Origin of the sequence: Chitinophaga sp. 30R24 (assembly GCF_049056765.1) — a bacterium.
Lineage (GTDB): Bacteria > Bacteroidota > Bacteroidia > Chitinophagales > Chitinophagaceae > Chitinophaga.
On record NZ_JBJGXX010000002.1, the window covers coordinates 279,540 to 293,420 of the forward strand.

Below are 13,881 nucleotides of genomic sequence, written 5' to 3' on the forward strand. Positions count from 1 at the left end.
ATGAAACGACTCTATATATTCACCATATTGTGCATAGCAGGTAGCCTGCTCTCCTGCAAGAAATTCCTGGACCGTTCGCCGCTTGACCAGTATTCCGACGATACTTATTGGACTACTGAACAAGATGCCGTGAAGTTTGCTTCCCGGGTTTATCAATTCCTCCCTTCCGCAGATTTCTTTGTATGTTATGAAGCAATGAGTGACAATGCCTTTGCTAAAACGGCTTCCTGGGGCAATACCCTGCGTAATGCACAGTTGATCGGCAACAGCACTTTTGTAGCGACTACCGGTAGTTTGGGAGATGAATGGCAATATGGACAGATAAGACATTGTCTCGAATTCCTGGATCATGTGGATAAAGTGCCGGATATGGATGAAACCCTGCGCAAACGCTTGAAAGCAGAGGTAAAAGTAGCCTTGGCTTACCGCTACTTTATGATGACCTTACTTTTCCGTGATGTGCCATTGGTGACCAAAGTGTTTGCCACTCCTGCAGAATCGGATGTGCCGCAAGACAAAAAAGCTGCTGTAACCACTCAGATTCTCAAATGGTTGGACGAAGCCGCACCCGATTTGCCGGCTTCTTATTCCGGCGATGACAAGGGACGGTTCACACAAGGGGCCGCCTGGGGCCTAAAAGCGCGTGTATTGTTGTATAACGGCGATTACACCGGCGCAGCTGCAGCAGCCAAACAAGTGATCGACAGTAAAGTATATTCACTGTATCCGGATTATTACAACTCGTTCCAGCAGGAAGGTGATTATTCATCAGAAAGCATTATCAGCTATATTCATGTAAAAGAGCTACGTCCGAATGGGCTACGTGATATTGCCGGTGTGAACTCTGTTTCCGGTGGTACCTTGTACCTTAATCCGCTGCCATCTTTGGTAGATGATTATGAAAGTGCAGCTGGTTACTATCCCTATACGAAAGATCCGGCTTACGATCCACATGCGCCTTGGAAAAACCGCGATCCCCGTTTGGACGCCACGATCTATTACCCTGGCAGTGTACTGGCAAATAATAAAGTATACGATCCAATCAATAACTCGCTTGATAAAATAGGCGGTGATAAGGCTACTTATACCGGTTATGCTTTCAAGAAAATGTTTGATAAAACAGACCTGGAAGTACGTGACAACGGCGGTAATGATTGGAAGATACTGCGCTATGCAGAGATCCTATTGATCTATGCAGAAGCAGTCAATGAAACCAGTGGCCCCGGCGCAGATGTAGTTAGTGCCCTGAATGAAATCCGCGCGCGTGCTAAAATGCCGGATGTGGCAACTACCTTTGCATTAAACGGATGGTCGCTGGATAAAGAAACAGTACGTACTTTTATCCGGCATGAACGCCGTATAGAGCTGGCAGGGGAAGGACACCGTTATTTTGATATCCTGCGGTGGAAGATCGGACAGCAAGCGTTGAATGGACCTATATTTACGTTAGATGCCAGCGCCGGTCTGACGGATATTCCTGATGGCAGCGGAAAAACAAACAAGTATCCGAAAACCAAGCTGGAAGACAGGTATTTTACCAGCGATAAATTTTATGTATGGCCTATTCCGCAAAATATATTGGATCAGGGCCATCAATTGCAGCAGCAGCCGGAGTGGAAGTAAGTGTGTAATCGTTTCTCATTTATATTTTTAAATTAACAGTTAGTGAAAAAGAATCAGTTTTTCCGTGCATTTGCCTTGTTGCTGTTGTTGACAGCCGGTGCGGCCACCGCACAACAGCGTTCCCTGCACGACTTGCAGCAACAGTTTGTGGACTTGCGTTTTGGGATGTTCATTCATTTTAACATTCCTACTTTTATGGATGATGACTGGGCAGATCCGGATGCATCGCCTGCTATCTTCAATCCTAAAAAACTGGATTGTAATCAATGGGCGGAAGCGGCAAAATCAGCTAATATGTCTTATGGTTGCTTAACAACCAAGCACCATAGCGGTTTTGCGATCTGGAATACCAAAACCACTGATTACAATGTGATGAACAGTCCGTTGAAAAGGGATGTGGTAAAGGAATACACCCAAGCATTCCGGGCGAAAGGACTGAAGGTGATGTTGTATTATTCTATCCTTGATACGCATCATAAAATCAGACCTGGTCAGATCACCAAAGCAGACATCGACATGATCAAGGCGCAGTTAACTGAGTTGCTCAGCAACTATGGTGAAATTGCAGCTTTAATCATTGATGGCTGGGATGCGCCCTGGTCCAGGATATCTTATGATGATGTGCCCTTCAGTGAAATTTACGGCCTGATCAAGCATTTACAACCCAACTGCTTGGTTATGGACCTGAACGCGGCGAAATATCCTACCGAAGCACTGTTTTATACCGATATTAAATCGTACGAACAAGGCGCCGGACAGCATATTTCTACCAACAATAACAGGTTGCCTGCCCTTTCCTGTTTGCCGATTAACGGCTCCTGGTTCTGGAAAGCTGATTTTCCTACCACTCCTGTAAAAGATGTTAACAGGCTGGTAAATGAAAACATTGTTCCTTTTAACAAGGCCTGGTGTAATTTCATTTTGAACGTAGCGCCTAACCGCGATGGTTTGATTGATAACAATGCGCTGGAGACACTGAAACAAGTGGGTAAGCAATGGAAAAACGAGGGGCCTGTTGCCACGTTGCCAGCTAATGCAGCTCCTATCATTTCTTCTAATATCGCTAAACACCAACCGGCTAATTCCAGCTGGAGCGATGATATGAACCTCATGGACTTTGCCAATGATGATAATTTCAGATCTTCCTGGGTGTCTAATCCGGCTGTGAAACAACCTTGGTTTGAAATAGCCTTCGATAAAGAGAAGGAGTTTAACATGATCACCATTGTAGAAGACCAGCAGCGTATCCAGAAGTACCGTTTAGAGTACAACGAAAACGGTGCGTGGAAACCCATAGTATCGGAAAATGAAAATGCGGGGCGTGTGAAAATTCACCGTTTCCCGCGGGTTTGGGGTAATAAAGTTAGAATCTTGATAGATGAGTTCTCAGCACCTCCTGCTATAGCAGAATTTGGCGTATATAACGAAAAAGGACGCTAGCGCTTTAGCTGTTAGCTTTTAGCTGCTACCAGCTAAAGGCTAACAGCTATTTTTTCTCTTCGTGATATTCCTGCTCTGTATTGATAGACCAGATATTTGATTTAGTAACAATACCGGCAGCGATATTATCTACAGCTACCATAGCGGTGAGCATAGAGTGGTCGGAATTGTTGTATTTGTGCATACCATTGCGTCCTACGAGGAAGAGGTTTTCGAAAGTATCGATATAATTTCTCAGTTCATCGAAGCGGGCATAGGTGCCCCAATAAGCAGGATACGTTTTTTCCATTCTCAGCACAGTGGCATCGAGCACATCTGCAGGTTGTGCCAGTCCTATTTTGCACAGTTCATCGATGGCCAGCTGACGGATTGCTTCATCGCTCAATTCCCAGAAATCATCTCCCTTATTACAGAAGTATTCCATTCCCACCCAGGTAGTATCGGGGTCTTTCACCATATATGGGCTCCAGTTATTAAATAGTTGAAGGCGGCCTACTTTCACATCCTTTTCCTGTATATAGATCCAGGTATCTTTCAGGGTAAGCGGTTTGTGTTCGCCGGTTTTTTTATCTTCAAAGCTCAGGTTTTTCAATAGGATACCAATGGTAACGAAGTCGCGGTAATGCAGTCCGGCAGCTATTTCCCGGATATTTGCCGGAATGTTGGCTTCCATGTCGGCAACCAGTTCCTTAATTGGCATAGTAGAGAAGAAATAATCTCCTTCCAGTAAAATGGTTTCGCCGGTAGTGCGGTCGAGTACTTCTATAGCTGTTACCTGGTTACCAGAAGTAATAATTTTTTTCACATCGTGCTGCATGAGTATTGTGCCGCCTTTATTCACCACCTGGTGGGCTACTTCTTCCCAGAGTTGGCCGGGACCATGTTTGGGATAAAGGAACTGTTCTATAAGGCTTGTTTCCACATTTTTTTGCTTGAGGTCTTTAGGTTTGCCAGCTTCCACGGCAGATTTTACTGCGTGGGCGATGGCTTTGCCTATAGAAATACCTTTGATTCTTTGTGCGCCCCATTCAGCAGAAATGGATTTACAGGAAACGCCCCATACTTTTTCAGTGTAGTCTTTAAAGAAAAGATGGTAGAGGGTTTTACCAAATCGGTTCACCATAAAATCTTCCAGTGATTTTTCTTCTTTTCGTGGAAACAGCTGTGCGAACAGGTAAGACACCATGATATTGATGGTAGTCACGAATCCCAGTTTCTGCAGGGTATCTACAGAGAGTTGGATGGGATAGGTAAAGAATTTTTTCAGGAAGTAGATACGTGACAGGCGTTTTCTCACCAGCATGATCAGGTCTGGGTCGGTGGCTACAAGGGTGTCTGTGTGTGGGTTGTTACGGGGGGCTTTTATTTCCCGTGTTTTTTGTTGATAACTGATAGAGAATATTTCAGCTGCTTCCTGATCCAGGGGCATCATGTTCATCCACCAGTCCATTACACGGTCTGATTTGGAGAAGAAGCGGTGACCTCCAATGTCGATGCGGTTACCTTTATAATTTACTGTTTTGGAGATTCCTCCAATGTCAGTACTTTTTTCCAGTATAACCGGGATGACGTTGGTTCGCTGTAAGAGTTCATAAGCGGCAGTCAGTCCGGCGGGCCCGGCGCCAATAATGATAGCTTTCTTTTGCATGAGCAGATGAGGTTATTGAGTAAAATATTATCGAAGCGGATGTGTGATGGTATGTTAAAAGTCGGGGGTGTTTTTTCGGAGTGGCATTCCCCGAATATGAAAAAGGTGGAACCTGTTAAAAGTTGGCATAGCAAAATGGTTTTATTCCAGATATCTCCCATAAGGGAAACACCTGTTTTGAGGGTGTATATTATCTAAGGGTTAGCAGCATAATGAAGACTGCCTGCATTATACAAGTATACCAGTAGTTACTGAAATGGTACAGCAGAGGAGTATTGGCGGCCAGGAGATGGCTACCATAGCGGTATATTTTGAGAGGAAAAATACAGGCTGCAAGTACAACGCAGGGAATAATCGTGGAGGAATCGTGATCAGTTATTCAAACTTCCATTTATAAAAATTCAGGAGTGGGTATTTGCCTTCGCTGATGGTGACATAGCCATCATTGTTAGACGTAATAGTGATGCCTTCGCCTTGTTTTTCTGGCGTGTACGGCAATTCCCTGGCAGGTTTGGACATGGCCTCTTCTACGCTTTCATTGCTGTTGCGGTGCCAGTAGTATATTTTAGTCAGCGTTTTGATCACAATGTGATGGCCGTCTTTTGAGATATCTCCTGAGGTGATCCAAGTATAAGGTAGTTTAATCAGCTTTTGTAATTTCACTTTATCGCCGTTCTTAAAAAACAACTGGTCTGTTTTATAAAGGCTTACTTCTTTCTCCCGTTTGCTAAGTATATAGATCTTTTTGCCGATAGGGTCTATTAGCAGCGACTCTGCATCTCTTGCACCGTTGGGGTACTTCAGGGTGAGTACATCCGGCGTAATGTTGATATGTTCGCCTGGTATTTTTTCCGGCTCAAGGAAACGGTATATACGGATATGGTTACGGATGCCCAGATTATCGCCTATATCGCCCACATATACGTAGTATTTGCTCTTTTCCGGGCCAATGCCCTCGGCAATATCTTCCCAGTCGTAGTTATTCGCATCATTTAATTTAACGGTGCTAATGAGGGCGGCTTTACCATTGAGTAGATATACTTCAGGTTTACCGCCACTGTCGTTGTGCGTCCAGTAACAACCTTTTAAACGTACACTGGAAGCAATTCCGGAGGCTTCTGTGATTTTATCGGTAACCACAGTGCCTAATACCTGAGGTGGGATAGATTGTGCCCAAACAGGGTTGGTCAGCAGCAGAATGATATAGAGGATGATTAAACGCATGCATTAAATTACTGAACAATTTTTATTTTTTGTTTCTTTTATGAAAGTTAATCGCGGTTTGGTCATAGTCATATAAAAATTTGTAGAAATGTAAGATAGTTGGTGAGCTTAAGCTTTATTTGTTATATGGTGTTCTAATAGACTCGTATCTTGATAGTTATCTCCATTTTTTTTAAGAGGAAGTAAAAAAATTTGGTAAAAATATAAAATAGCGTAATTTTGCGGTCCTGAATCAACAATGCCTGATAGTATAACGGTAGTACGACAGACTCTGACTCTGTTTGTCTTGGTTCGAATCCAGGTCAGGCAACAAGAAGCCTAAATCTTTTATTGTAAAGGATTTAGGCTTTTTTTATGCACACTTTATCTGATAGTTCTTGATCCGTTAACAACTGCTTCATGAGTGTATCTGCTCTAAGATTATGGTGCATCCGTATGACTTGAGTTAACCCGGAATCTACGCCAACGAAGTCTGGTATATTCAGCATTGCTTTATGCCCCAATTTTTGAAACCAGTTTTTTTAAAAGGAAACTTTGTATTTATAGAAAAGGACGAGTTGCAAATAAATGTCGATTTTTATGCACTTAAATATTTGTAATTGGATTTGCTTTCTGAGCACTTTGGATTATAAAGGCATAACGACAAAATGCGTATGGGAATGCAGGTATCACGATGACATATGCACATAAATGAAAAGCTCAAAGAAGTTAATATTTATTTTTCTCCGGAAGAAAATAACAGCTCTGTATAAAGTTTTTTTCGTGCAAAAATGATATTTTTAAGAGATATTTTTCTCTTATGGAACAACAAGTAGCATTACCACAATTTCATACAAATTTCGTTGGAAAAGTAAGGAATACTAAGTTACCTAAAGGAAAAGACATGTGGCCGCTTTATGAAGCAATTAGTAACGCTATACATGCAATTGAAGAAAAAGGGAATAATCATTCTGGACAAATAACTATAACAGTTCTTCGCAATGATGATGCTACTACTTTAGAAGAAATGGAAAACGTTGAAGTTTCTCCCATCAAGTCATTCATTGTAGAAGATAACGGAATTGGATTCAACGAAGCTAACTTTCATTCGTTTCTTACTGCGGAATCGGAATATAAAATTGATAAAGGAGCTAAAGGAATTGGTCGATTTGTTTGTCTGAAAGCCTTTAGATCTATTTCTTATGAGAGCATTTTTACAAATGCTGATCAAAGGCGGCAGCGGCGTTATTTTAATTTAAAACCTTCTGGTTTCTTTGAATATGAAATAGAACCAAGTGATGAGAAAAAAACAGGAACAAAAGTATCTCTAAATCATATTCATTCGGAATTCCAACGTAATATTCCAAAAGTACTTAAAGAAATAGGTCAGAAGATAATAGAACATTTCCTTGTCTACTTCGTACTTGATAAATGCCCATGTATCCATTTAGTAGATAGTAATGGCAAGGAAATTCTGCTCCAAGATCTATATGGAGAAACTATTAAAACAAGTTATATTGAATCTGTACTTAATATTAGTGATAAATATTCTTTCAAAATTCACTTGATAAAATTATATGAAAATAAGAGTGGTCGTAAGCTTCATTATTGTGCAAATGAAAGAGAGGTATTTGATGAGAATCTTGTAAAATATATTCCAGATTTAGGAAAACATATTAAAGACACAGCAAGCAAAGAGTTTACTTATCAATGCTATATAACTGGCGGCTTTCTAGATATAAATGTTGACAGCGAGCGAACAGATTTTCACTTTCCCACCGGTGATAGCGAAGACGAGTTAGAAACAGATGATTTGGAGGAGTTGTCTTTAAAGCAAATTAGAAGCGAAGTTGTTGATACCCTTGAAAAACTACTTGAAGCGTATCTTTCAGAAATCCGAGAGAATAAATTTCTTCAGTATAAAGATCATATAAGTGAATATGCTCCTCAATTCAAACCACTTGTTAAATACAAACCTGATAAAATAAAGAGAATGCCTCCCAATTTGTCTGGGAACAAACTCAATATTGAGTTATTCAAAATTCAGAACGATTTGGAACTGGAGGTGAAGGAACTTGGAGAGAGCATATTGGATGTGACAGAGGATGTTAGATCCTCACAGGATTACATTAAAAGGTATGAAGAGTATATCGAGAAGTTTAATGATATAGGAAAATCTAATTTAGCAAGATATATTGTTCATAGGAAGGCTGTCATTGAATTATTAGATGTGTTCTTAGGAGTAGACGATAATGGAGAATTTCAGACGGAAGAAACTATACACAATATCTTTTTCCCGATAAGAAAGGAATCTGATGAAATTAATTATGAGCAACAGAATTTATGGTTAATTGATGAGAGACTTTCATACCATTATTATTTGGCATCCGATAAAGTTTTAAATCAAATACCCATTTTACATGATATTGAAAGCAGAGATCGTTTAGATTTATTGATTTTTAATTCGAGCTTTGCCTTTGTGAATGATGAAGCTCCACATAACTCATTTGTAATAGTGGAATTTAAAAGACCAGAACTTAATAATTTTTCCTCATCGAGTGAAAAGAAAAATCCAGTTGATCAAGTGATCTCTTATATTAGAACAATTCGCGAGAATGGGGCAACTGATAGGCGGGGTAAACTTATTCAATTAGATAAGGATAAAACCCCTTTTTATGCGTACATTATTTGTGACTTTAATCAGAGCCTTACTAAGGTCCTCGAAGATCGGGATTATACACGCACTCCCGACAATTTAGTTTTTTTCTATTTTCATGAGAAATATAATGCTTATATAGAGGTAATTTCCTACCAAAAGATGCTCAAAGATGCCAAAAGTAGAAATCGGGTACTATTTGAAAAATTAGGGCTGCCTCATTAATAAATATTTATTGACCTGGAGCGTTTGCTCTGATTTAAAAATCAGCTTATGAATTGGCACGAGCAGAAGTTTCCGGGAAAAATGGTGTGGTTGATTATAACCGGGTAACGTTTATTAGTATATCTCCATCTACAAGTGTCAAAAGCGTTTCATCACTGGTATCCATATATTTTTCCAACACGTTATTTTCAGCAAATAAATATTTATTGTCTTTTTCCAATAATGCAGATTGATCTGTTGCCAGGAATACGCCGGTTATGCTTGGCCCACGAAGGAAATCGAGTTGGACTGGCAAGTGTATAGCAATAACTGCTTTGTTATTAGAGGAGGAGTGAGGCGACTTGAAGGCCTGTGCTATCATTGTTTTTGTCATCCCCATCAACCTTAATTTCTTTTGATAAGCTTCCTCGTATTTTGCTTTCACACTTTCCTGTAAAAAAGAATGATGGATCATTGCTTTCACACGTTGGGAAGAAGTGAGTAGCTGGGTCAGGATGCGCTCAATCCTTATGGGGAGTATGCCCATCCTTAATCCTAGTGCCCTGAAATGAGGTTGGCCATAGCTGCCAAAAACTGCGTAAAACTCATTGTCTGTGTCTCCTTTGTACAGTTCGAGTGCGGTATCTGATTCATTTGGCATATGCAGTACTGTAGACATAAGGTCATATGCTTTTGATAAGGTATAGTCTCCCATAGGAGTTTGAATCAGCGAAAAATTTTTCATATGTGCGTCGCCGTTAGAAAAAAGGTAATTAAAAATGAGGAGTTTAAAATACCTTTCCATAGCTGGCATATAAGCAGATACATGCTGACGGATTAATTTCCCTATTTCTTCATAGCTTCCTTCATACTTAAAATGTTCTCCGGCGGTTTGCCGGGTACGTCCGCTTAGTTGTGCCATATCTTCTTGCGGATATTTTGTGCCATCTTCCTTAAGATCAAATCTGCGGGTAATATAAGCTGGTGTGCCGTCATGAAAATAAATCAGCGCATTATTAGCGGTGTCAATATTGAATACCTGCGAGGCGATCTGCATGGTGAGGTGTTCATTTTCCGGAGCCTGGTCGGCTCTGATCAACTGAGCGGCAGGAGGTATGGGTTTAAGGATATATTGTCCATGGTTGCTGCTTAATACTAATTCAGTTCCTTCCAGTCGTAAAGAATATTTTAGTTGAACTCCGGAGATGGATAATCTTTTTGTTTGCTGCTGAAATTCCAGAAGATTGTCTCCTTTAGGGGGATTAAACGATAAAATATGGCTTACCTTTTTGCCGTCAAACAATTTTTTGCGGCAAGCAGGGCAATAGGTGTCATATTTTGGATTATAGCATCCCGGGCACATATTATACTGTTATTTCTTTTATTGTGATAGCACCAATGGTATCTTCGCTTGCTGTGCGCAGCAGGCGGGTAAAGTCGTCGTCTTCATCTATTTTCAATAACCTGCACTGGATGCTTTTATTGATGCCTTCTGATAACAGACCTGCAAAAAAGGAAAAAAGCACAGGGCTTTTGTATGTTTGCTGTGTTTTTGGTAATGTAAGGCTTACTGCAGGAAGCAAAGGGTTGGCCAGATAGTCATCATCATAGATGAACTGGTAATCGTCAGGTCCTCTTTTTTCAAGATATCCTGCCAATAAGCTATTCTGATATACAGCGCCCTTTTGCATTAATCAATTGTTTTAAGCTGTACACTTATTTCCATCCCCAATACGGTGAGCAATTTTTCTAATGTCAGTAAAGAGGGATTGCCTTCTCCATTTTCTATTAAATGGATAGTTCTCATATTAACACCGCTCATCTCAGAAAGATCCGCTTGAGTAAGTTTTAGAAAATCTCTCCTCGACTTGATAATATATCCAAGGTGCTGCACTGACATCTGAATTATAATACTGATTTGTAATAAAGTTATTGATTTTTTTAAGAAATTTTGTGTAAATATGAATTATAGTTTCAATTTTATATCTGTAACCTCATTTTTGATGCTTTAATATGATAATGTGAATTATAGTTTACTTTTTATATCTCTAATATCATTTTGATATTATATATTATAATGAATTATAGTTTATATTTAAATATCAATCGAATCAAAAATCCTAGTAAACAAGTAAAATCTGAACTATAATTAATATAGATGAGTATGTTAAGTAAGGAGTAGCCTACTGGGCAGTTGCTTTATTGTTAAACCAGCCATCACCGATAAATATCCCCCTCACCGGTTTAAATGGAGGCTATTACAATTAAATATTCCTTAATATAAACATCCGGGAATCGCTTTCTTTAATAACTACATTTATTCCCTGATCAAAATCATGATAATATGAAAACCAAATTGCATTGGCTCCCATTGCTAGGGGTATTGTGCCTGTATGCCTGTACAAAAGAAAGCCATAATGCTTTAGAAACCATTCCGCAACAACGCAATGCCGCAATCGGTGTTGCCGCAGCCAGCACCGTTACCTATACAGATGAAAGCAGCTTTGTAAATAGTCTTTCCAGTTATGGTTACAAAACGCCGGATCAGTTGAGTCTTAACCGTGATGCCAGTACCAACGGCTATAATGCTGTATATGGTTTTAACATTCCGGCAGATAATCAAGTAACCGGATTTAAATGGAACAGTGGCGACGAGCAAACCAATGAATGGCGCCCTCAGGGCATTACAGGTTTTACCTGGGGAGGCAAGAAGTTTTTGTTGGTTACCTGGTATGGTGTAGACCCCGGTACTGTGGCTGGTGTGAACAACCAACACAAAGGCGTGCGTATTTCTTTGGTAGACATTACCGACATGAGCAAGATCACTTACCGGCACATTTTGCTGGTACAGAATGCTGCTAATATGTCTAACTCCTCGTTATATAAAGCTTCTAATTCTTATACACAGCTGGCTACTTTTTGTCCGGTACCTATTCATGCTGGTGGCGTTGCCTGCCATGCTGGCAAAATTTATGTGGCGGATACTAAATTGGGCATCCGTGTATTTGACCTCACTAAGTTTATTTCCGCTAAGGGGGATGATACAGAAACCCGCATTGGTAAAGAATCTAATGGAGACCTGAAAGCATTTAACTATGGCTATATCCTGCCGCAAACAGGATATTATAAAATTACTAATGCGAATCCATTCTCCTGTATTGAATTGGGAGAAGGCGCTACTTCAGCAGATAAATATCTCTGGACTGCCCAATACATTGAGTCTTCAGAAACTACCACTCCACAGGTATTCGGTTTTCCAGTTAATAGCAATGGGCAGGTAAGCACTACTGCAGTTCCTACAGTGATCACTCCCATTGACAATACTAACGGTAACGTATATGGTATACAGGGCGTTTTCAGAATGGGTAGCAAAACTTTTATGACTACTACTGGTAATAGTTCTTATGAAGGCTCTACTGCGCGTTTAGTACGTTATAATGATGGCACTGCTGCAGGTACCCGCTATCGCTGGCCACACGGGGCAGAAGATCTGTACCGCGATGAGGCCACCGGTTATTTATGGAACCTTACGGAATATGAAACAGAGAAATACGGAAAAGATAATCGGGTAGTATTCGCAGTTAGAATAACTGATTATAATTGATGATTGGATAAACTGAATCACCAATAAAATAGGTTAACCTATTTTATTGATAATAACATTAGTCCCTGGCTACTATAGTCAGGGATTTTTTTTATATTCAGAATATTAAGCGCTATTATCATCACTCACTTAAATTTGTATTCCTGAAACGTGGAGGCATTGGCGTCAACCACTGATAAAGTAATAGGTGTATACTTTTTACATCTAAAAGTGATGTTTTTGAGTTAAAATGGGCAAAATACCATTATGTAATTGGTATATATTTGATAAAATGTTTCAAACTTGAAACATTTTTAAATTAAGGATCGTTCTATATAAAAGAAAAGTAATTTTTATTAACAGAATCTTGTGAAGATTGGTGTGTGCCGTGTTGAGGTATGTTATTGGTTAATAAAATATTGAAGCTATGCATACAATCAATCCGCAAGTCAAAGAAATTGAGAAGAACAACCCCTTCGTTTGCAGAGATGTAAGAACCACCCTATTGAATGATGCTTATCATGAGTTATTGTCATTGTTAGAAGAATATTTACAAAGTAATAATAATATTAGTGATGAAGAAATCGACGTGATAAAGCATATCATTAAGGAGGCATACTTTCAAAAAAGAGCATCTTATTTTATTTCCAATCGTTTAAGTGCTATGACTAATTATCTGTCATATGCTAACTCTGCCGTATTGAAAAGCGAGGAAGAGGATAGTGATGATTACACGGAGTTAATATACCTTAATCATCATAAATTCCACAAAAGTAATGAGCAATTCTGATCAATTGTTGGATCATTCATCGTCGACCCCAGAAAAAGAAGTAGGTGCAACAGAATTTCATATGGCAGTTTCAGATGATGGACTTAAACCCTCTCCAATAGAAAAAGCTAGCGATATTCTAGAAAAATTGGAGCTGCTTTCTTTTAAAAAGGGGAAGAGTACAGATATTAACTTTTCAGAGTTAACCGATTCCCAGAAAGATAGGGTAATTGATGTGATGGTTCAAAACGAAGACAATATGGTTAAATATCATATGCGTCGTTTAGATATGCTTGAAAAAGTTTCGTTAAAGAAAATTGATGCCACCACTGCAAGTCAACGAACAAACAGAATTTATTTCATTGTAGGGACCATTGCTCTGTTAGCGACGACGCTCGTGATACTACTTTTAAAGGAGTCATTTTTTGTTCCGTGGTTAACTTTTCTGACAGGCCTCGCAGGTGGATTTGGGGTGGCAAAGCTGAACCAAAAAACAGAAAAGGCTACAAAAGGCAATGATAAGATTGAGGAAGAGGACGAATAAAAATATCATTCTTGTTAATGCCAATATGTTTTAGTAAGTACCTAAAATTGAAATAGCCATTTACAAAGATTAATTATCAACTCATTTTTTAGGTCCGGATGTCTGTATCGTTACAGTTGTCCGGATTTGTTGTTTTTAAACCCACTGCTGACGTACTATCTCAGTGGATTGCCCTATCATTGTGTGCGCAGAAAGTGAATAGTGCGTCCTT

Annotated in this window: 11 protein-coding genes and 1 tRNA gene; 7 read left to right on the plus strand and 5 right to left on the minus strand. The window is 39.6% G+C overall.

Going from position 1 to position 13,881, the window contains the following annotated elements; genetic code table 11:
* Together ACDQ55_RS07725 and ACDQ55_RS07730 are read left to right on the plus strand one after the other, a co-directional pair.
* Nucleotides 1-1,623 (plus strand): RagB/SusD family nutrient uptake outer membrane protein, encoded by a 1,623-nt coding sequence (locus ACDQ55_RS07725; protein ID WP_420980750.1) that lies wholly within the window; start codon nucleotides 1-3, stop codon nucleotides 1,621-1,623.
* Nucleotides 1,624-1,665: 42 nt separating this feature from the next.
* Nucleotides 1,666-3,063, plus strand: a complete 1,398-nt coding sequence (locus tag ACDQ55_RS07730) for an alpha-L-fucosidase (RefSeq protein WP_420980752.1) — start codon at nucleotides 1,666-1,668, stop codon at nucleotides 3,061-3,063.
* Nucleotides 3,064-3,109: 46 nt separating this feature from the next.
* On the opposite strand, the gene ACDQ55_RS07735 is transcribed toward ACDQ55_RS07730, so the two are convergent.
* Entirely contained in the window at nucleotides 3,110-4,711 is a 1,602-nt protein-coding gene (locus ACDQ55_RS07735; RefSeq protein ID WP_420980754.1) for an NAD(P)/FAD-dependent oxidoreductase, read from the minus strand.
* 375 nt (nucleotides 4,712-5,086) lie between these two features.
* Complete coding sequence (locus ACDQ55_RS07740; RefSeq protein WP_420980755.1) at nucleotides 5,087-5,935, minus strand: hypothetical protein; 849 nt, start codon at nucleotides 5,933-5,935, stop codon at nucleotides 5,087-5,089.
* A gap of 239 nt (nucleotides 5,936-6,174) precedes the next feature.
* Here ACDQ55_RS07740 and ACDQ55_RS07745 point away from each other — a divergent pair.
* Nucleotides 6,175-6,245: transfer RNA gene (locus ACDQ55_RS07745), tRNA-Gln, on the plus strand.
* Between the two features lie 489 nt (nucleotides 6,246-6,734).
* Entirely contained in the window at nucleotides 6,735-8,795 is a 2,061-nt protein-coding gene (locus ACDQ55_RS07750) for an ATP-binding protein (protein ID WP_420980756.1), read from the plus strand.
* A 94-nt stretch (nucleotides 8,796-8,889) separates the two neighbouring features.
* Here ACDQ55_RS07750 and ACDQ55_RS07755 read toward each other — a convergent pair whose 3' ends face one another.
* The 3 genes from ACDQ55_RS07755 to ACDQ55_RS07765 form a co-directional block, all read right to left on the minus strand.
* Nucleotides 8,890-10,077 carry a HipA domain-containing protein gene (locus ACDQ55_RS07755; RefSeq protein ID WP_420980757.1) on the minus strand — a complete coding sequence of 396 codons (1,188 nt, stop codon included), beginning with the start codon at nucleotides 10,075-10,077 and terminating at the stop codon, nucleotides 8,890-8,892.
* A 61-nt stretch (nucleotides 10,078-10,138) separates the two neighbouring features.
* Complete coding sequence (locus ACDQ55_RS07760; protein WP_420980759.1) at nucleotides 10,139-10,465, minus strand: HipA N-terminal domain-containing protein; 327 nt, start codon at nucleotides 10,463-10,465, stop codon at nucleotides 10,139-10,141.
* Entirely contained in the window at nucleotides 10,465-10,674 is a 210-nt protein-coding gene (locus tag ACDQ55_RS07765; protein WP_420980760.1) for a helix-turn-helix transcriptional regulator, read from the minus strand. Before ACDQ55_RS07765 ends, ACDQ55_RS07760 begins: the two co-directional genes overlap by 1 nt.
* A gap of 444 nt (nucleotides 10,675-11,118) precedes the next feature.
* Here ACDQ55_RS07765 and ACDQ55_RS07770 point away from each other — a divergent pair, with 444 nt between their 5' ends.
* The 3 genes from ACDQ55_RS07770 (at nucleotide 11,119) to ACDQ55_RS07780 (ending at nucleotide 13,670) form a co-directional block, all read left to right on the plus strand.
* On the plus strand, nucleotides 11,119-12,378 hold the full coding sequence (locus ACDQ55_RS07770) for a hypothetical protein (protein WP_420980762.1): 1,260 nt from the start codon (nucleotides 11,119-11,121) through the stop codon (nucleotides 12,376-12,378).
* A gap of 406 nt (nucleotides 12,379-12,784) precedes the next feature.
* Entirely contained in the window at nucleotides 12,785-13,147 is a 363-nt protein-coding gene (locus tag ACDQ55_RS07775) for a hypothetical protein (protein WP_420980763.1), read from the plus strand.
* Entirely contained in the window at nucleotides 13,134-13,670 is a 537-nt protein-coding gene (locus ACDQ55_RS07780) for a hypothetical protein (RefSeq protein WP_420980765.1), read from the plus strand. The genes ACDQ55_RS07775 and ACDQ55_RS07780 overlap by 14 nt, the downstream gene beginning before the upstream one ends.
* Nucleotides 13,671-13,881 lie beyond the last annotated feature (211 nt).